General features: G+C 65.3%; 18 protein-coding genes and 1 pseudogene. 7 read left to right on the top strand and 12 right to left on the bottom strand.

Annotated features, from left to right (window positions below):
* The first annotated feature begins 23 nt into the window (after window positions 1–23).
* A pseudogene (locus NDI56_RS21725) lies at window positions 24–238 on the top strand (DUF7557 family protein).
* The gene (locus NDI56_RS07345) at window positions 239–523 is read left to right on the top strand and encodes a type II toxin-antitoxin system VapC family toxin (protein WP_310918787.1); all 285 of its coding nucleotides are present in this window, start codon (window positions 239–241) and stop codon (window positions 521–523) included.
* Here NDI56_RS07345 and NDI56_RS07340 read toward each other — a convergent pair whose 3' ends face one another.
* The 6 genes from NDI56_RS07340 to NDI56_RS07315 all read right to left on the bottom strand — a co-directional run bounded on the left by NDI56_RS07340 (window position 524) and on the right by NDI56_RS07315 (window position 6,423).
* Window positions 524–1,678, bottom strand: coding sequence for an acyl-CoA dehydrogenase family protein (locus tag NDI56_RS07340; protein ID WP_310918786.1), 1,155 nt, complete (start codon window positions 1,676–1,678; stop codon window positions 524–526). It abuts the gene before it with no gap.
* 115 nt (window positions 1,679–1,793) lie between these two features.
* Window positions 1,794–3,467 (bottom strand): long-chain fatty acid--CoA ligase, encoded by a 1,674-nt coding sequence (locus NDI56_RS07335; protein WP_310918785.1) that lies wholly within the window; start codon window positions 3,465–3,467, stop codon window positions 1,794–1,796.
* Between the two features lie 75 nt (window positions 3,468–3,542).
* Window positions 3,543–4,142, bottom strand: a complete 600-nt coding sequence (locus NDI56_RS07330) for a chemotaxis protein CheC (RefSeq protein ID WP_310918925.1) — start codon at window positions 4,140–4,142, stop codon at window positions 3,543–3,545.
* A 145-nt stretch (window positions 4,143–4,287) separates the two neighbouring features.
* Window positions 4,288–4,680, bottom strand: a complete 393-nt coding sequence (locus NDI56_RS07325) for a DUF8048 family protein (RefSeq protein ID WP_310918784.1) — start codon at window positions 4,678–4,680, stop codon at window positions 4,288–4,290.
* Between the two features lie 83 nt (window positions 4,681–4,763).
* Window positions 4,764–5,432, bottom strand: a complete 669-nt coding sequence (locus tag NDI56_RS07320; RefSeq protein ID WP_310918783.1) for an O-methyltransferase — start codon at window positions 5,430–5,432, stop codon at window positions 4,764–4,766.
* A gap of 34 nt (window positions 5,433–5,466) precedes the next feature.
* Window positions 5,467–6,423: a mechanosensitive ion channel family protein gene (locus NDI56_RS07315; protein WP_310918782.1), complete on the bottom strand. Its 957-nt coding sequence runs from the start codon at window positions 6,421–6,423 to the stop codon at window positions 5,467–5,469.
* Between the two features lie 79 nt (window positions 6,424–6,502).
* Between NDI56_RS07315 and NDI56_RS07310 the strand changes: the two genes are divergently transcribed.
* On the top strand, window positions 6,503–6,763 hold the full coding sequence (locus NDI56_RS07310) for an HPr family phosphocarrier protein (protein WP_310918781.1): 261 nt from the start codon (window positions 6,503–6,505) through the stop codon (window positions 6,761–6,763).
* Window positions 6,764–6,765: 2 nt separating this feature from the next.
* Here the strand turns inward: NDI56_RS07310 and NDI56_RS07305 are convergent, their stop codons facing one another.
* The 6 genes from NDI56_RS07305 to NDI56_RS07280 form a co-directional block, all read right to left on the bottom strand.
* Window positions 6,766–7,146, bottom strand: coding sequence for a PTS-dependent dihydroxyacetone kinase phosphotransferase subunit DhaM (locus NDI56_RS07305; protein ID WP_310918780.1), 381 nt, complete (start codon window positions 7,144–7,146; stop codon window positions 6,766–6,768).
* On the bottom strand, window positions 7,146–7,850 hold the full coding sequence (dhaL, locus tag NDI56_RS07300) for a dihydroxyacetone kinase subunit DhaL (protein WP_310918779.1): 705 nt from the start codon (window positions 7,848–7,850) through the stop codon (window positions 7,146–7,148). The genes NDI56_RS07305 and dhaL overlap by 1 nt, the downstream gene beginning before the upstream one ends.
* Window positions 7,847–8,845 (bottom strand): dihydroxyacetone kinase subunit DhaK, encoded by a 999-nt coding sequence (gene dhaK / locus NDI56_RS07295; RefSeq protein WP_310918778.1) that lies wholly within the window; start codon window positions 8,843–8,845, stop codon window positions 7,847–7,849. The genes dhaL and dhaK overlap by 4 nt, the downstream gene beginning before the upstream one ends.
* 111 nt (window positions 8,846–8,956) lie before the next feature.
* Window positions 8,957–9,547, bottom strand: a complete 591-nt coding sequence (locus tag NDI56_RS07290; protein WP_310918777.1) for a thioredoxin family protein — start codon at window positions 9,545–9,547, stop codon at window positions 8,957–8,959.
* Window positions 9,548–9,612: 65 nt separating this feature from the next.
* Window positions 9,613–10,872 carry an MFS transporter gene (locus NDI56_RS07285; protein WP_310918776.1) on the bottom strand — a complete coding sequence of 420 codons (1,260 nt, stop codon included), beginning with the start codon at window positions 10,870–10,872 and terminating at the stop codon, window positions 9,613–9,615.
* 135 nt (window positions 10,873–11,007) lie between these two features.
* Window positions 11,008–11,340, bottom strand: a complete 333-nt coding sequence (locus tag NDI56_RS07280) for a hypothetical protein (protein WP_310918775.1) — start codon at window positions 11,338–11,340, stop codon at window positions 11,008–11,010.
* Window positions 11,341–11,455: 115 nt separating this feature from the next.
* On the opposite strand from NDI56_RS07280, the gene NDI56_RS07275 reads away from it, so the two are divergent.
* The 4 genes from NDI56_RS07275 to NDI56_RS07260 all read left to right on the top strand — a co-directional run bounded on the left by NDI56_RS07275 (window position 11,456) and on the right by NDI56_RS07260 (window position 17,834).
* Entirely contained in the window at window positions 11,456–11,950 is a 495-nt protein-coding gene (locus NDI56_RS07275; RefSeq protein WP_310918774.1) for an Lrp/AsnC family transcriptional regulator, read from the top strand.
* On the top strand, window positions 11,947–13,092 hold the full coding sequence (locus NDI56_RS07270) for a pyridoxal phosphate-dependent aminotransferase (protein ID WP_310918773.1): 1,146 nt from the start codon (window positions 11,947–11,949) through the stop codon (window positions 13,090–13,092). Before NDI56_RS07275 ends, NDI56_RS07270 begins: the two co-directional genes overlap by 4 nt.
* A 189-nt stretch (window positions 13,093–13,281) precedes the next feature.
* Complete coding sequence (locus NDI56_RS07265) at window positions 13,282–15,795, top strand: type II/IV secretion system ATPase subunit (RefSeq protein WP_310918772.1); 2,514 nt, start codon at window positions 13,282–13,284, stop codon at window positions 15,793–15,795.
* On the top strand, window positions 15,792–17,834 hold the full coding sequence (locus tag NDI56_RS07260) for a type II secretion system F family protein (protein WP_310918771.1): 2,043 nt from the start codon (window positions 15,792–15,794) through the stop codon (window positions 17,832–17,834). Before NDI56_RS07265 ends, NDI56_RS07260 begins: the two co-directional genes overlap by 4 nt.
* The last annotated feature ends 92 nt before the right edge of the window (window positions 17,835–17,926 follow it).

Below are 17,926 nucleotides of genomic sequence, written 5' to 3'. Positions count from 1 at the left end.
CGTCCTGTACACATCGTATACACATGAGCACGATACGCGTCAGCGACGAAGTGAAAGAACGGCTCCGGACCTGAAACGGGACGACGAGAGCTTCAACGACCTGTTGGACAGGCTCAGCCGGACCGAGAAAGACGTCGAAGCCATCGCACAGTCGCTGCCGTCCGTCGACGAGAGCGAAGTCGAGCGGATGGACGACGCCCGTGACCGATTGAACGACTCGCTGGAGAACCGCCGGTAGATGATTGTCCTCGACAGGGACGTACTGGTGAAGCTCCGGAACTCGAACCGGACGGTAATCCAGCACCTCCGGTCCAGCTTCGACAGAATCCTCCCGTTCACAATCGACACCGCGTATCTCGACGAGAAGCTGCAGTCACAGGGCGTAACCCTCGACCCCGTCGACCTGCTGAACCTGGCGACGGCGCAGGAAGCCGGTGGGACGTTCGTCACACACAACAGGAACGACTTCGACCGCGGGCCGGTGCGGGATATCGCAGACGTCGATGTCGTACTGACGGAGTGACTACTCCGGCGTCTGCCGGTAGATGAGATTCCGCTGGATGTCGTTGGCGCCCTCGTAGATGACCGGAATCCGGGCGTCGCGGAACACCCGCGAGATGCGGTTCTCCAGCAGGACCGACCGGCCGCCGTGGAGTTGCATGCCCATCTGGGAACACTCCGTGGCGGCCTCGGTCGCGGCGGTCTTGGCCAGCGCCGCCCAGTAGCCGGCGTTCTCCTGATTGGCGACGCGCGCGGCGGCGTCCCAGGAGAGCGAGCGGGCCGACTGGAACTGCAGTTGCATGTCCGCGAGCTTGTGCTGGACGGCCTGGAACTCGTCGACGGTCCGGCCGAAGGCCTCCCGGTCGTGGACGAACTCCCACGCCTCCTCGATGGCGGCGGCGGCGAGACCGACCCCGTGGCCGGCGACGACGACCCGCCCGTGGTTGAAGAACTCCGCGAGCATGTAGAAGCCGGCGCCCTCGACGCCGACGAGGTGGTCCTCGGGGATGCGACAGTCCTCCAGGACGATGTGGCCCTGTTTGGACGCGCGAAAGCCCATCTTCTCCGGGATGTGTTCGGCGTGATACCCGGGCGCGTCCGTCGGGACGATGAACATCGAGTAGTTGCCGTAGCGGTTGTTCGGGTCGTCGCCCGTCTTCGCGTAGAGCGTGAGCCAGTCGGCCTCGACGGCGTTGCCCACCCAGTACTTCTCGCCGTTGAGGACCCACTCGTCGCCGTCCTTCTCGGCGCTGGTGGTCATCCCCGCGAGGTCGCTGCCGGTCTCTGGTTCGGAGACGGCGAGCCCGGTTATCTGGTCGTGCTCGGCGACCGGCCGGAGGAACTCCTCTTGCTGGGCCTCGCTGCCGTGGTCCTCGATTATCTCCGCGCCGAAACTCGCCAGCTGCAGCGTCAGCGCGATGCCGGCGTCGGCCCGATAGAACTCCTCCGCGATAGCGAGCATCTGCTCCAGGTCGTACCCCTGCCCGCCGAGCTCCTCGCTGATGTCACCGGCGACGAGCCCGGCGTCCATCCCCGCTTCGAGCACCTCCCATGGGTACTCTCCCGACTCGTAGTAATCTGCGGCGACGGGCGCGATGTGTTCCTGGGCGAACTCGCGGGCCTCGGCTTTGACTGGTCGGGCGTGTTCGGGCACCGGATACTCCGAAAGTAGCTCCATACTCCTACCCATGTGTGGTGTCACCAAATACCTCGTGAAACGGGAGGAAACCTCAACAGAGTTGTTTCCGGCTCGTGTCGACCGGTGATGGCATCGCAAGTCGGGCGCGGAACGACTACTCCGGCGCCGCGTCGTCGGGGACGCGTCCCCTGACCAGCGACTCGTCCGCGTACTCGTCGCGAAGCACCTTCTTGTCGAACTTCCCCGTCGCTGTCTTGGGTATCTCGTCGATGGTGACGACGGTGTCCGGGACCCACCAGTCCGGGTACTTCTCCCGGATGTGGTCACGCAGCACGTCCGACAGCGACTCGGCGCCGTCCTCGCTGGGGACGACCAGCGCGAGCGGGCGTTCCTGCCAGCGCTCGTGGGGGACGCCGATGACCGCGGCCTCGGCGACGGCCTCGTGGCTCAGCAGTTCGTTCTCCAGCTCCTGTGAGGATATCCACTCGCCGCCGCTCTTGATGACGTCCTTGGCGCGGTCGACGATGTCGATGTAGCCGTCGGGGTCGACCGTCACCACGTCGCCGGTCTTGAGGTAGCCGTCCGCGAACTCCGCTTCGGTGGCCTCCGGCCGCGCGAAGTACTCCGTGGTGACCCACGGCCCGCGAACGTGGAGTTCGCCGAACGACTCCCCGTCGTGGGGGACCCGCTCGCCGTCGTCGTCGACGACCCTGAACTCGAGTCCCGGAACCACGAGCCCCTGTTTGCGGCGCTTCGAGAGCTGGGTCTCGTAGTCCTCCTCCGCGAGACCGTGTTTGAGATGCGACACCGTGCCGACGGGGGCGGTCTCGGTCATCCCCCAGGCGTGGACGAGGTCGACCCCTCTGTCGTCGAAAAAGCGTATCATCGCCTCGGGCGCGGCGCTGCCGCCGACCACCAGTCGGTCGAGCGACGAGAGGTCGACGTCGTGCTCCTCGACGTACTCCATCAGCCCGAGCCAGACGGTCGGGACGCCGGCGGTGACGGTGACGCCCTCGTCCTCGATGAGGCCGGCGAGGTCTTCGGGCGACGGTTTGGGACCGGGATAGACGTGTTTCGCGCCCCCGGCGGTCGCCGAGAAGGGGAGCCCCCACGCGTTGACGTGGAACATCGGGACGATAGGCATCATCACGTCGTCGTCCGCGAGCGGGATTCCCTGCGGTGACTGGATGCCCATCGTGTGCGACCACAGCATCTGCTGGGTGTACTCGACGCCTTTGGGCCGCCCGGTCGTCCCGGAGGTGTAACAGAGCCCGGCGGGCCGGTCCTCGGAAAGTTCGGGCCAGTCGTAGGTCGTCGGCTGGTCGCCGATGAACGACTCGTAGGCGACGGCGTCGAGCTCGGTCTCGGGGACCGACTCGCCCATCACCACGTACCGCTCGACCGTCTCGAAGGGGTCGGGGTCGTCGGCGACTGCGCCTTCGAGTTTCGGCAGCAGCGACTGGTCGACAAAGAGCGTCCGGTCGGCCGCGTTCTCGACGATGTACTGGATGTGCTCGTCGGGCAACAGCGGATTGATGGTGTGCAGTTGCGCGCCCGCTCCCGGGACGCCGAAGTACGTCTCGAAGTGGCGATGGTGATTCCAGCAGAACGTCCCGATACGCGCGGGGGAGTCCTGTGGTGCCGAGTCGGGGGCGCCGTAGCCCGCCGCTGTGAGCGCGTTGGCGAGTTGCGCGACGCGGTCGCCGTAGGTGTCGTAGTCGTACCTGACGATACCCTCGTGCGTTCGCGAGACGACCTCCGTCTCAGCGTACAGCTGGCGCGCGCGCCACAGGAACGGCCGGAGTGTCTGGGGAGAACCACCTGGCATACGTGTGAATAGAGCCCATACCACAAGAAAGTCCGTAAATTAATAGTGACGGACAACGCGTTGTTCCAGTCCGTCTCAGACCTCGATTTCCTGCATGAGCCCGACCAGTTCCTCCAGTTCGGGGAACGTGTACACCTTCACGTTGATGTCCGAGTCCAGCGCGTGGACCCGCGAGTCGAACATCAGCGCCATGTCGTTGTCCCGGCCGCCCACGAGCTGGTCGACCATCCCCGAGCCGGGGCCGAAGGTAAAGTTCGGCGTCGAGATGTCGATGGTCGTATCGAGGACGTTGGCCCAGCCGTCGATGAAGCCGCTGGTCATGATGTTCCCGATCTCCTGGATGGCGGACCGCTCCATGTCGGTGAACCCGCCCGCGTCGCTGGTCTCGCCCATGTCGCCGATCATGCCGTGAGCGAGGTCCTTGGCGCTCCGGGCGTTGAACAGAAAGAGGATATAGCCGTGGGGTTTCTCGACCATCTCGATACTGATGCCGATCTGCTTCTCGTCGCCGATGTGCGTCTTGATGTCGGGGATGTCGATGAAGTTTATCTTCGTGATCTCCATCTCCGTCTCCATCCCGGTCATCTGGCTCAGATGGTTGGCGACGGTGTTGCCGCCCTCCTTGGCCATCTTGTTGAACAGCCCGAGCTTCCTGATGTCTATCATCAAACTCATGATTAGTTGCCCGGAGGTTGCGAGGCCTGCCACATAAGCTATACACCCCCATTTTCGCAGACGAGAATGGGCGCCGTACTGCCGGCTGTAACACACTGACGGAGTTCGCGTGGCGAATAGCTGTCCGAACGCACAGCCGCCAGTATCAGAACTGCTCGGCGGTGTCGATGCTGACGACCACTCCGGCCTCGTCGGCGCCGAAGTGGTCGTCACCGGTGACGGACTTCGCGAACAGGAGGCGTGCCTGCTCGGTGTGGGCGGCCCGCAGTGCCCCGGCGAGGTCGGCGTCGAAGTCGAACGCTTCGAGGAACTCCTCCCAGACCGACGACGCGACCCGGTAGGCCCGCACCCCGTCGACGGTCACGTACTCGGTCGTGCGTTCGAGATTCGAGTGGCGACCGATGAGGTCGGCGTGTAACACCTCCAGTGCGCCGGCCAGTCGGTCCGGCTCCACGCCGGCGCGGTCTGCTGTCCGGTCGATGACAGCCCCGTCTATCCCGAAAATGTCGCCCGTACTGTCTGTGTCGTCAGTCGACATATGGTGACTAGGGCCGCGAACGGAAATGATTCTTCTGTCGGACCGCCGGGCACGGCGCTCGTACGTGCTCTGTGACGTCCCTATCAGGCGACGCGGACGCTGACCGCGACGCCTTCACCCAGCGGCAACAGCCCGGTCTCGAAGTCGGGGTCGTCCCGGACCCGCTCCAGATAGTCGGCGATACCGCGGCTCGCGTCGCTGGCCGCGACCCGCTCACCGGCGAGCAACGCCCGGATGTCGCCGAAGTCGAGCGGCTCGGCCTCGACGGCGTTGTCGGCAGCCACCACGCCGCCGACGGGCACCTTCTCCCGGACGGCCTCGAACGCCTCGACGTAGCGCTGTTTCTCGTTGTCGACCAACACCACGCCGAAGGGGCCGTCGTAGCGCTCGACGACGTCGAGCGCGTCGCCGTGCTCGAAGGCGGCGCGGTCGGCGTAGCCGCCGCGCTCGAAGTACTCCCGGGCCGAATCGAGTTCGTCGGCGTCGATTTCGGTGAGGACGATTTCACCGTCCTCGGGAACTGCCGGCGCCATCCAGTACGCCGAGTAGCCAAAGCCCGACCCGAACTCGAAGACGCGGTCGGCGTCGGTCAGTCGGGCGAGCATGCGGAGCCACGCGCCGACGGCCGGGCCGACGGTGGGAAACCCCTCGCGGTCGGCTCGTTCGTCCATCTCCGCGACGATGGCGTCGGGCTCGGGGGCGAGGGCGCGTGCGAACTGCTCGGTGACGGCCGGGAGCGGCGTCTCGTCCATACCGGTGTTGAGCCCGCCCCGACGGTAAAGGCTGTCACCGATTCCGGCTCACCGGGAACTTCACCCGCTCGGGCTCCTCGTTGAACGCGTCGAGAATCCGCTTGTACAGCTCGTTTCGCACCCGCTGGCCGCGCCGCGGGTGGACGAGGTACCGCAGGCGGAACTCGACCCACGACTCCTGCTGGACGACGTTGACCGACGGGCGGTCCTGCACTTCCAGTTCGACCGGCGTCTCCGAGAGGCGTTTCCGGTACCGGCCGATACGGGCGGCCATCTCGTCGCCGATGTACTCGTCGGCCACCGTCCGCATCCGCTCGGTCGCGAACTCGAAGTCGGTCTCGTAGGCCACCTGTATCGACAGCTCGTTCCAGACGAACGGGAAGTCCTCGCGGGTGTAGTTCATCACGTGCGAGGAGAGGACGACGCTGTTTGGCAGCGTGATGATGCGACCGGAGGGCTGGTTCGAGGACACCAGCCCGCCGTTTATCTCCCACAGCGTCGTCACCAGAAAGGAGACCTCGACCACGTCGCCTTTCGAATCCTCGATCTCGACCCGGTCGCCCACCTGGTAGGGGCGCTTGACCATGATGTACAGCCAGCCGATGAGCGAGAACAGCGGCTGCTGGAGCGCGAAGGTGACGGCGAACCCGACCACCCCCAGGGAGAACAGCAGCCCGACCCACTGCTGGGTGATGACACCGAGGACCGCTATGGTCCCGGCCACGCCGAAGGTCAGGCGGAAGACGTTTCGCGCGTCGTGCTGACGGCGCTTGTCGGGGGTGTGGCGGTCGAAGGCGACGAGGACGAGTCGGTACGAACCGTACGTGGCGAAGCCGATGGCGGCGAGGGCGAGTGCGTCGGCCAGAAAGAGGGTCACTCCGGGGCCTACCCCGGGGAGGAGCGCGTCGACCCTGATCCGCTGGACGACGAGGTACCCGAACGCACAGGCCACCGACAGCGCGACCGACAGGTAACCGAGAGGGCGACTCACGGCCGGCCAGAGAGCGCGTGGTCACTAAACCGTTTGGAGACTCCAGTATAGTAATGGTCGTACGGCGCGTCTGGTGTGTATGGAGCGACTAGTCGATATCGTCCCGGAGGCCGGGCTGCACGCACGCCCCGCCTCACAGTTCGTCCAGACGGTCACCGAGTACGACGCGACGGTCGAGATCGGACTGGCCGACGGCGAGAAACTGGTGCCCGCAAACAGTATGCTCGCGGTGACGGGACTCGGCGCGAAACACGGCGACACCGTGCGCCTCGTCGCCACCGGTGACGACGCCGAGGCGGCCCTCGACGCCATCGAAGCGGTGCTTTCGACGCCCGAGTGACCCTACAGCTTCTCGACGCCCCGGGCCGCTTCGGCCTGTTCCCGGACCGATTCGACAGTCGCTTTCGAGCTCGTCGCGGCCACGGCGGCGTTGACAGCGCCTTCGAGCACCGGCGCGTCGGCGATGACCGCCTTGACGTCGCTCGTCTCGATAGCAACTTCCGCGTTCATCACGGCGCTCCCGAGGTCGACGAGGACCACCACGCCGTCCCCGCTGTCGGCCTCGTCCAGCGCGTCCTCGATACCGTCGGCGACGGTTCCGAAACCGCCCTGCCCGTCCCCGCCGACCGGTTCGATACGCGTGTCCCCGCCCATCTCACCCGCGACCTCGGCGATACCTTCGGCGGCCGTTGCGCTGTGAGAGACGACGACGAGTCCGACCATCAGTCCTCGGTGACCTCCCCGTCGGGAACGGTCGGTGACTCGGCGTCGTCGGGGAGCGGTTCGGTCACGTCGAGGCGCTCCCGTGCGACACCGAGAAGCTCCTCCATGATGTACAGCGTACTGGTCGCACCGGGGTCCTGATGCCCCACAGAACGCCAGCCCAGATACGAGGCCCGGCCCTTCGAGGCCCGTATCGGAACAGTGAAATCGACGCCGCGCTCGGCGGCGGCGACGGCCTTCGACAGCCCCTCGACAGGCGTCATCTCGTCGACCTCGACGGATTTCTTGAACGTGTGGACCGCCGGTACCAGCGCGTCCACCATCGTCTTGTCGCCGATGCGGGCGTCGCCGCGGTCCTGGACTTTCTCCAGATAGGTCTCCGCGAAGGCGACGGCCGTCTCGGCCGTGAGACCGTCCGCGAGCTCGGGACTGGCGAAGACGAGCGAGCCGCCGTACAGCGGCCCCGACGCGCCGCCGACCTCCGACAGCAGCGTCTTGCCGGCCGTCTTCACCACGTCGCCGGGCTCGGGGTCCGCCATGTCGGCGACGGCCTCGGCGGCGGCGGCCCACCCGCGGGCCATGTTTCCGCCGTGGTCGGCGTCGCCGATAGCCGAGTCCAGGTCGGTGAGATAGCTCCGCTCCGCCTCTAGCCGGTCCGCGACCGCCGCGACCGCGGCGACGACCGCCTCACCCTGGTCGCTCATTTCACCGTCAGTGCCGGCGTCTCGGCCGACGCGCCGAGCAGTTCCTTCAGCTCGTCATCGACGGCACAGACGGTTATGGAACAGCCCTCCATGTCGAGCGACGTCATGTAGTCGCCGACCCAGGCGTCCCACGTCTCGAGGCCGTGTTCGCCCAGCAGCTCTTGGAGCTTGCGGTTGACGACGAACAGCTCCATCTGTGGCGTGCCGCCCATCCCGTTGACGATGGTCAGCACCTCCTGTCCCTCGTCGAGGTCGAGGTCGTCCAGAACGGCTCCCGTCAGCTCCTCGGTTATCTCGTCGGCCGACATCACGTCGGTCCGCTCGACGCCCGGCTCGCCGTGGATACCGATGCCGAGCTCGATCTCGTCCTCGGGCAGGTCGAAGGTCGGCTCGCCCTTCTCGGGGGTGACACACGACGTGAGGGCCATCCCCATCGTCCCCACGTTGTCGACGACCTTCTGGGCCACGCGCTGTACTTCCGCCAGGTCCGCGCCCTCGGCGGCTTTCGCCCCGGCGGCCTTGTGGACGAGGATGGTGCCACAGACCCCGCGGCGGCCGGAGGTGTACAGCGAGTCCTCGACGGCCACGTCGTCGTCCACGACGACCTCGGCCACGTCGGTCCCCTCCATCTCCACCATCTCGCCGGCCGTCTCGAAGTTCATCACGTCGCCCTCGTAGTTCTTGATGACCATGAGGACGCCCTCGCCGCTGTCGGCGGCGGCGACCAGCTCTTCCAGTTCGTCGGCGGTCGGCGAGGTGAACACCTCGCCGGCCGCGGCACCGTCGAGCATTCCCGCACCGAGATAGCCCGCGTGGGTTGGTTCGTGGCCGCTCCCGCCCCCGCTCACGATACCGACCTTCCCATCGACCGGCGCGTCAGCGCGTACCAGCACTTTCGTGTCAGGAAGCCGACGGACCTGGTCGGGGTACGCAGCGACCATCCCGTCGAGCATCTCGTCGACCACGTCGTCCGGGTCGTTGATAAGTTTCTTCATAGTACATGATTATAGACGACACGGTGAAACATAAACCTGCACGGTGAATTACAACGTGCGTAGTGTTCTACTGGGAGACAGGTCTTGTCGGCACGGAGATACCCCGGACGCTCAGAGGTCCCAGTACTCCGGCTCCGACCCCTCGCGCCACTTTATCGAACAGCCGCGGGAGGGCTTCTCCGCGGCGGTTATCTCCTCGCCGGCGAGCAGCGTCTCGACGTGGGCGGCCATCTCCCGTTCGCTGGGTTCGTCGTCCGGGTTCGGCGCGTCGTCGAGGCGACCGTGGTACGCGAGGCGGAAGGTGTCGTCGTCGTTGCGAAAGAGGAACGGGTCGGGCGTACAGCGCGCCCCGTAGGCCGCCGCGACCGACTGGCCCTGGTCGAAGAGATAGGCGTCGTAGTCGACGGTGCCGTCGGCGACGAGTTCCCGCATCCGCTCGAAGGAGTCGTCGGGGTACTCCTCGGGGTCGTTGGCGTTGATTCCCACGACGGCGAGGTCGTCGTACGCCTCGGCGAGCCGGTTCAGCTCCGGAATCTTGGCCTTCGCGTACGGGCAGTGGTTGCACGTGAACACGACCAGCAGCGCCTCCGCGTCGGTGAACGACTCGAGGCTGTACTGCTCGCCGTCCGCACCGGCGAGTTCGAACGGCGGCGCGGCGTCACCGCGCTGGAGCACGTCGGATTCGGAGTCGAGTGAGACCATAGTGGCCCATCTACGCGGCCGGGCAGTAAAAGCCCGGGGACGGCGGCCAGCCGGACCCACGCCCGTCAGTCGCCGGGCTGAACGCGTGGGATGCCCGTCCGGCTGACCGACAGGACGACGGCCGTGAGCCCGATGGCGGTGACACCGAGGGCGGCGATAGCCCAGAAGGCGGCGGCCACGCCGGCTCGGGCGACGACGACCGAGAGCACCGGCGGCGCCACCGCGGCGCCTCCGGAGATACCGATGGTCAGGAGCCCGAAGTTCTTGCCTGCCGCGTCGTCACTGGAGAGCGCGTCGGCGAGCGCCGCTCTGGCGGGCCGGCTGCCGTCGACGGTCGCCGAGAGAACGAGCACGAGTGCGAGCGCCCCAACCACCGGAAGCGTCCCGAGCGCGAGCAGGCCCGCGACGACTACCAGCGCGGCGTAGCCGCCGACCAGCACCGGTCCCGGGGCGTACCGGTCGGTGAGCCAGCCGCCGCCGAAGATGACCACCGCGCCGACCGTGAGCATCGCCGAGACGGCGAAGTTCGCGGTGGCGTCGGGCACGGGGTAGCCCGTCGAGAGCAGCGTCGCGGTGTACTGTTTTATCCCCCATCCGGCCGCCGACGTGAGAAACCAGAGGACGGTGAGCGCGACGATAGGCGGCGAGGACAGCAGGCCGCGGAGTTCCCGCCGGGCGCGGGCCACGAGCGAGCCGTCGGTGGCCGGCCCCTGTGCGGTGGTGTCGTCCGAGCCCGTCGGATGCGTGATGCGCTCGTCGACGTACCGGTCGAACGCGAGCAGACAGGCCACGCCGTAGAGGGCCCCGACGGCAGCGATAGAACCGATGGCCAGTCGCCAGTCCACGCCCAGCGTCGCGGCCGTCGCGACGATGGCCGGCGGCGCAGCGAAGCCCAGCGCCCCGGTGAACCCGTGGACGCTGTAGGCCCGCCCCCTCGTATTGGGGGTCGTCGCCGCACCGATGAGCGGGTAGTGAGCGGGGTGGTGGCCGGCGATACCGACGCCGGTGACGACACTCGCCGCGAGCAGCCACGCGTAGCTCCCCGCGGTCGCCGTCAGGAGCGCTCCCAGCGCGCCGAAGGTGAGCGAGACGGCCAGCACCGGCGTTCGCCCCCGCGAGTCGGACAGCGAGCCGAAGGGCAACTGCAACGCGGTGACGACGACGCCGACGGTCCCCAGCGCGATACCCAGCTGGGCGCTTGTCAGACCGAGGTCGGCCCGCAACGGGCCGAAAATCGGCGGCAACAGCATGAAGTAGGCGTGGTTGACGAGGTGGGAGCCGCCGACGAGACCGACGACGAGCCGGGACTGGTCGGCTTGAGCCACTGTTGGCGGCGGTTCGACCGCCGAGATAAAGAACGCGCGGATTCGGCCGTCCGGTCGCCGCCGGGCTACAGTAACGACTGAAACGATTTACACACCGACCGCACTGTCGCCGTGGGGTCGGGCGTGCACTGATTTTCAGTTGCTACTGTAGTCGTCGAGCCGGGCCGCGATGGCGTCGTCGAACGCGGCGGCGGCCTCGAAGACGGCGGTCCCGGAGTCGACGCTGAACAGCACCTCCTCGCCCTCGTCCGCGTGTTTCTCCAGAAAGCCCATCTCGACGAGATGGTCGAGCGTCCCGTCCAGATACAGCGACTTCAGCGCGACGCCGGCCTCGTCGCTCAGCTCGGTCTTGGTGTAGGTTCGGTCCGGGTCCAGCCGCAGGAGGGTGTCGATGACGGCCGGCGCGTCGTCGTGTGAGGCGACGTGGCCCCAACCGGTCTCGGCCTCGTCAGTCGCGTCCTCGAACATTACTCCATCCGTCGGACTGCTCCCAATTAAATCTCGCGTCGTCCACGGCTCCACACACTGTCACGGTCTTCCATCGTTGAGCAAGGCTTTTGAGAGTGAGTACCGCCCACTCTGTATGAGCAGCCGACGCGAGATTCTGGACCTGCTTGGGGAGAACGCCCGCTACACCACCGAGGACCTCGCTCACATGACCGAGTTCACAGAGAGCGAGGTCGAGGACATCGTCGCGGAGTTCGAGGAGGCCGGCGTCATCACCGGCTATCAGGCCGTCATCAACTGGGACGCGGTCGACACTGACGAGGAGCGGGTCCGGGCGACCGTCGAGCTCAACGTCGCGCTGGACCGCGAGACCAACTACGGCGACATCGCCGACCGCATCGCGAAGTTCCCCGAAGTGACGTCGCTGCGCCTGGTCAGCGGCGACTACGACTTCGACCTCACCGTCGAGGGCGACTCGATGCGGGAGGTTTCGCACTTCATCAGCGACAAGGTCGCACCCATCCCCGAGATAACCCAGACGGTCACCCACTACATCATGGAGTCGTACAAGGAACAGGGGATGAACTTCGACGACCACGACGACGACGACCGGCTCTCCATCTCGCCATGACACTGGAGCCAGCGGACCGGGTCGACGACGTGCCGCCGTCGGGTATCCGTCGGTTCTTCGAACTGGCCGAGGAGATGGACGACATCATCTCGCTGGGGGTCGGCGAGCCCGACTTCTCCGCGCCGTGGGCGGCCCGTGAAGCGGCCATCACGTCGCTCGAGCGGGGCCAGACCTCCTACACGGCCAACAAGGGCAAGCGCGAGCTCCGGGAGCGCATCGCCCGGTTCGAGCACGCAGAGCACGACCTGCAGTACGACCCCGAGACGGAGCTACTGGTGACTGCGGGCGCCAGCGAGGGGCTGGACCTCGCCTTCCGCGCGCTGCTCGACCCCGGTGACACGCTCGCGGTCGCCCAGCCCTGTTACATCTCCTACGTCCCCGGCGCCACGTTCGCGAGCGTCGACGTGCTCGACGTACAGACCCGCGCCGAGGACGAGTTCAAACTGACCCGCGACGCGCTCGAAGCGTCGGGCGCCGCCGAGGCAGACGCGCTCGTCTACTGCTATCCGAACAACCCGACGGGGGCGACCATGACGGGCGACGAACTCGCCGACGTGGCGGCGTTCTGCCGCGAACACGACCTCGCCGTCCTCGCCGACGAGATCTACGCCGACCTCACCTACGAGCACGAGCACACGTCCATCGCCACCCTCCCCGGGATGCGGGAACGGACCGTCGTGTTCAACGGCTTCTCGAAGGCGTTCGCGATGACCGGGTTCCGACTGGGCTACGCGATGGGGCCGGAACAGGCCATCACGGCGATGAACCGGGTCCACCAGTACACGATGCTGTCGGCGCCGACGACCGCCCAGCACGCGGCCATCGAAGCGCTGGACAGCTGTCTCGACGAGGTCGACGAGATGACCGCCCAGTACGACCGCCGCCGGAACTACGTCCTCTCGCGGTTCGAGGAGATGGGGCTCTCCTGTTTCCCGGCCGCCGGCGCGTTCTACGCCTTCCCCGAGTGTCCGTGGGACGACGCGGACGAGTTCGCCGAGGCGCTCCTCCAGTCCGAGAAAGTCGCCGTGGTCCCCGGGACGGCCTTCGGTGCGGGCGGCGACGGCCACCTCCGCATCTCGTATGCCACCGGACTCGACGAGCTCAAGACCGCGATGAACCGCATCGAGTCGTTCATCTCGTAAGGCTCGTATCGGTCCCAGAGCCGGCTGGTAACCGACCAGCTATCAGTTGATATAAATGTGGCGAAAGATTAAGTAAGATAGCTGTTGATACTCGGGCATACTGTGTCTCATTACTCTGTGCAGGCCGGTGAGATTATCGTCACCGAGTCGGCGAGTAGATTTTTTACACAGGGAGGCAAGTGAACAACAATGGCAATAGAGGACACAAACGAATCCGGGTCGGATCAGGCCGACGCTGGGGTCACGTCGCCTGAGCGAAACGCGGCTGTGGGGGCATACACGTGGGAGGACCTTCGGCGTGAACTACACGACGGCGGTCCGTTCGATCGGAGCGAGTATCTCGGGTTCGACCCCGAGGCGATAGCTGACCGGCTCGAAGCGGGAGCCAGCGCCGCGAAGACAGTCAATCGGCCGTTCGCCGAGTATATCGACCCGACGACGACGCCCGTGGTCAAGGGGACCTACACGTGGGAGCACTTCAAACAGGAGTTCTACTACGAGAACGGCGACCAGCCCCTGGACGGCGAGGGCAACGTCGTCCCGTTCGACCCAAGGTCGCACCTCGGCTTCGAGCCCGAGGACGCGGAGAACCACCTCTCACAGGCCGAGGACTTCGCCTCGGAGCTCGACGAACTCGTCGAGGAGCGCACCGTCGACGTGAACCCGGAGCTCGACGAAGACGAGTTCTTCTCGACGCGGGAAGGCCACACCACGGTGGTCAACCGCTACGACCTGGAGAAGGCGGTCCCGTTCTCGAAGAAGACACACTTCAAAGAACTGGAGCGTTACTGGGTCAACAAGCCTTACGCCTGTGCCATCGTCTTCCAGTCCCGGAAGGAAAACGAGAAGAAGTACTACGTCGTCGAACCCCATCTCAACCCGATAGAGAGCGACCTCAAGGGCTTTCTCTCCGGCAAGCTCAAGACGGCCATCAAATACTCCGAGGACGACGTCATCGTCAAGGGGAGCAACGCCGACCGGGCACAGGTCATCCAGCGCGAGGCCGAACAGCTCCTCTCGCGGTACGACCTCTACGACGACCCGATCAATTCGACGAGCGGCGGGACCGGCTTCTTCGACCAGCTCAAGGACCTGTTCGACCCCGACGACGTGACGCCCACCGAAGCGGTGGGCCAGCTCAACGGGCTCTCGGTCCGACCCGAACCGGCGATTATCGCGGACGACCCGTCGACGCTCAGCGAGTATCAGGTCGAGAAGCTGCTGTACATGCTGAAACGGGACTTCGTCGGCTACGGGCTCATCGACCCGGTGAAACACGACATCAACGTGGAGGACATCTCCTGTGACGGCTACAACTCCCGGGTGTTCGTCTACCACACCGACTACGAGCAGATCATCTCGAACGTCGAACACGGCGAGACCGAGCTCGACGACTTCGTCGTCAAACTCGCCCAGCGTTCCGGGAAGGGCATCTCCAAACGACAGCCACAGATCGACGCCACGCTCCCGGACGGCTCGCGTGCGCAGCTGACGCTCGGCCGGGAGGTCTCGGACCACGGGACCAACTACACCATCCGTCAGTTCAAGGACGTCCCCTTCACGCCCATCGACCTCATCAACTGGAACACCTTCTCGCTGGACGAGATGGCCTTCCTGTGGCTCTGTATCGAGAACAACAAGAGCCTCATCTTCGCCGGCGGTACGGCCTCCGGAAAGACGACGAGCCTGAACGCCGTCTCCCTGTTCATCCCGTCGAACTCCAAAATCGTCTCCATCGAGGACACCCGTGAGGTCGAGCTCCCCCAGCGCAACTGGGTCGCGAGCATCACCCGTCCCTCCTTCGGGGAGGACGACAAGGGCGACGTCGACGAGTTCGACCTGCTGGAGGCCGCGCTCCGTCAACGCCCCGACTACATCGTCATGGGTGAGATTCGTGGTGAGGAAGGTCGGACGCTGTTCCAGGTCATGTCGACCGGCCACACCACCTACACCACCTTCCACGCCGACTCGGTGGGCGAGGTCATCAAGCGCTTCACCACCGAGCCCATCAACGTCTCGAAGACGCTCTTTACCGCGCTCGATCTCGTCTCCATCCAGACCCAGACCCGGGTCGACGGGAACAAGGTCCGCCGGAACAAATCGCTCACGGAGATAAACGAGTACTCCGCCGAGAACGACGAGATAAACGTCCGGGACGTCTACGAGTGGCGCGCCGAGACCGACGAGTACATCCAGATGGGTAACTCGAACACCCTCGAAGAGATCAAGTTCGACCGCGGGTGGACACAGGAGAAACTCGACGAGGAACTGTTCAAGCGGAAGGTCGTGCTGGCCTATCTCATCGAGCAGGGCATCAACACCTACACCGAGGTCGCCGCGACCATTCAGGCCTTTATCAATGACCCCGAGACCATCCTCACGCTCATCGCGAACGACCAGCTGGAACGCTCGCTGGAGGACCTCCGGGAGATGGAGTCGGTCAAGATCGACATCGACCCGGACAAAGAGGAGATGGTGCCGCGACCGGACGCGCCGCCGGAGATGGTCGAGGAGACCAAACAGGTGCTCGACAACGCCGGACCGCTGTTCACGAAGTTCAAGAGCGGCGACACCCCCGACATCGTCTCCGCGCTGATGGACGGCAACGCCCTCGAAGAGAACGACGGCGACACCGACGACGACGAACCCACCGAGTTCGGTCAGTTCGTCCCGAAGGCCGGCAAGGAGGCAGATAGCGGATGAGTCTCGACACGAGAGAGCAAAAGCGCCTCGCCAGCGGCGGCACCCTCGGTGACGCCTTCTACCCGGCCTACCAGCGCCTGTTCGACGAGGAAGGCGAGTTCGTCGACAGCGTCGAGGACAAACTCGCACAGGCCCGGATGGCCGACAACGTCGAGATGTTCCTCGCGCGGGCGCTCGCCGTCGGTATCATCGCCGGCGTCGCCCTCTGGCTCGTCGGCAGCCTGCTGGGCTTTCTCGCCGTGACCATCTTCTTCTCCGGGTCGGAGGCGCCGACCTTTATCGGGATCTCGATACAGAACGAGATGCTGCTCTCGATCATCGACACGCTGAAACTCCCCTTTATTATCCTCGTCACCGGCGTCGTCTTCGGGGCGATCGGCTTCGGCGTCGGCTTCGGCTCGCTCGTTTCGATACCCTATTTCCGCGCCAGCGCGCGTGAACGCGAAATCAACATCCTCCTCTCCGACGCCATCTCCTTCATGTACGCGCTCTCCGTGGGCGGCCTGAACCAGCTCGAAATCCTGCAGGCGATGGGCGAGGCCGACGACACCTACGGCGAGGTCGCACAGGAGTTCAAGTCCATCGTCCTCGAGACGGAGTATTTCGACACCGACTACCGGACCGCCGTTCGGAACCAGGCGATACAGACCCCCTCTGACGAGCTCTCGCAGTTCCTCACCGACATGCTGTCTATCATCAACTCCGGTGGGGACATGACCTCGTTCCTCGAGGACCAGAAGGAAAAGCACATGCGGACGACCAAGCAGGAACAGGAGAAGATGCTGGAGACGCTGGAGCTGTTCGGCGAGATGTACATGACGCTCTCGCTGTTCCCGCTCTTGCTCATCATCATCCTCGTCATCATGTCGATGATGGGCAACGCGCAGGGGATGCTCATCTACGGGACCGTCTACGGACTCATCCCGCTGACCGGCATCGCCTTCCTGGTGCTGGTCTCGACGGTGACTCAGGACGCGGTCGGGGACGGCTACCTCAGGCCCAACTCCGACGAGGAGGAGATCGTCGTCGACGAGGGTATCGCCGTTTTCAACCTCGGCCTCATCGAGTCCTACACCGGGTCCTACAGCGTCTTCGACCGTATCAAGGGCCGTGAAGGCACCTACGAACTGGTCCAGATACTAAAAAAGCCCCATCTGTTCTTCCGTGACCACCCGATGCTGGTGCTGGGGCTGTCGGCGCCCCTCTCCGTCCTCGCCGTGGTCCTGAGCATCGTCTTGGGATGGGCTCCGCTCACCATCTCCGGCATGGAGTCCAACCCCGTCTCGGGGACGTTCTTCTGGGTGTACGTACCGATGTACATCAACTTCATCCCGCTCGCCATCTTCTACGAGTGGAACCAGCGCTCCCGAAAGGCCATCATCGGGAACCTCTCGGAGAACCTCCGGAAGCTCGCCTCGGCGAACGACACCGGCATGACGCTGCTCGAGTCCATCAAGGTCGTCTCGGAGACGTCGGCGGGTAAGCTCTCGGACGAGTTCGAGACGATGCACGCGAAGGTGAACTACGGGACCAGCCTCAAGGATGCCCTGCGGGAGTTCAACAACAAGTACCACGTCCCGCGGATGGCCCGGACGGTGAAGCTCATCGCGGAGGCACAGGAGGCCTCCAGCCAGATTCAGGACGTGCTGTCGACGGCGGCACAGGCCGCCGAGAACCAGGACGACATCGACCGCTCCCGGAAGTCCCGAACCCGGATGCAGACGGTCATCATCATCATGACCTATCTGACGCTGCTGGGCGTCATGGCGCTGTTGAAGACCCAGTTCCTCGACGTGATGTCGGGGCTGACCCAGCAGGCAAGCGGCGCCGGCGGGGGTAGCCCCGCCGGGGGCGGCCAGTTCGGCAGCAACATCGACACCGACGCGCTGTCGATGCTGTTTTTCCACGCAGTCACCCTGCAGGCGTTGCTGTCGTCGTTTATCGCCGGGTATATCCGCGAAGTGAAACTGATGGCCGGCGTGAAGTTCGCCGTCATCCTCTCGACGATCGCTTTAGTTGTGTGGATGGCGGTCGGATGATATAAGTCGGTTCGGTCAGAACGGAAGGCAGAAGTATGGGGATTCGGGGACAAACCACTCAGGATTTCGCAATCGGCGTTAGCGTCCTCCTA

The organism is Halomicroarcula saliterrae (assembly GCF_031624395.1).
Taxonomy (GTDB): Archaea; Halobacteriota; Halobacteria; order Halobacteriales; family Haloarculaceae; genus Haloarcula; species Haloarcula saliterrae.
Note: the sequence above shows the minus strand (reverse complement) of the source record. Positions and strands in the feature narration are given on the sequence as shown.

What these genes read in the sequence shown, in the direction of transcription:
- NDI56_RS07265 (WP_310918772.1), top strand. Translation starts at nt 13,282, where the DNA reads ATGGCAATAGAGGACACAAACGAATCCGGGTCGGATCAGGCCGACGCT.
- NDI56_RS07325 (WP_310918784.1), bottom strand. Translation starts at nt 4,680, where the DNA reads ATGTCGACTGACGACACAGACAGTACGGGCGACATTTTCGGGATAGAC.
- NDI56_RS07280 (WP_310918775.1), bottom strand. Translation starts at nt 11,340, where the DNA reads ATGTTCGAGGACGCGACTGACGAGGCCGAGACCGGTTGGGGCCACGTC.
- dhaL (WP_310918779.1), bottom strand. Translation starts at nt 7,850, where the DNA reads ATGAGCGACCAGGGTGAGGCGGTCGTCGCCGCGGTCGCGGCGGTCGCG.
- NDI56_RS07310 (WP_310918781.1), top strand. Translation starts at nt 6,503, where the DNA reads ATGGAGCGACTAGTCGATATCGTCCCGGAGGCCGGGCTGCACGCACGC.
- NDI56_RS07345 (WP_310918787.1), top strand. Translation starts at nt 239, where the DNA reads ATGATTGTCCTCGACAGGGACGTACTGGTGAAGCTCCGGAACTCGAAC.
- NDI56_RS07290 (WP_310918777.1), bottom strand. Translation starts at nt 9,547, where the DNA reads ATGGTCTCACTCGACTCCGAATCCGACGTGCTCCAGCGCGGTGACGCC.
- NDI56_RS07320 (WP_310918783.1), bottom strand. Translation starts at nt 5,432, where the DNA reads ATGGACGAGACGCCGCTCCCGGCCGTCACCGAGCAGTTCGCACGCGCC.
- NDI56_RS07305 (WP_310918780.1), bottom strand. Translation starts at nt 7,146, where the DNA reads ATGGTCGGACTCGTCGTCGTCTCTCACAGCGCAACGGCCGCCGAAGGT.
- NDI56_RS07275 (WP_310918774.1), top strand. Translation starts at nt 11,456, where the DNA reads ATGAGCAGCCGACGCGAGATTCTGGACCTGCTTGGGGAGAACGCCCGC.
- NDI56_RS07340 (WP_310918786.1), bottom strand. Translation starts at nt 1,678, where the DNA reads ATGGAGCTACTTTCGGAGTATCCGGTGCCCGAACACGCCCGACCAGTC.
- NDI56_RS07260 (WP_310918771.1), top strand. Translation starts at nt 15,792, where the DNA reads ATGAGTCTCGACACGAGAGAGCAAAAGCGCCTCGCCAGCGGCGGCACC.
- dhaK (WP_310918778.1), bottom strand. Translation starts at nt 8,845, where the DNA reads ATGAAGAAACTTATCAACGACCCGGACGACGTGGTCGACGAGATGCTC.
- NDI56_RS07270 (WP_310918773.1), top strand. Translation starts at nt 11,947, where the DNA reads ATGACACTGGAGCCAGCGGACCGGGTCGACGACGTGCCGCCGTCGGGT.
- NDI56_RS07335 (WP_310918785.1), bottom strand. Translation starts at nt 3,467, where the DNA reads ATGCCAGGTGGTTCTCCCCAGACACTCCGGCCGTTCCTGTGGCGCGCG.
- NDI56_RS07330 (WP_310918925.1), bottom strand. Translation starts at nt 4,142, where the DNA reads ATGAGTTTGATGATAGACATCAGGAAGCTCGGGCTGTTCAACAAGATG.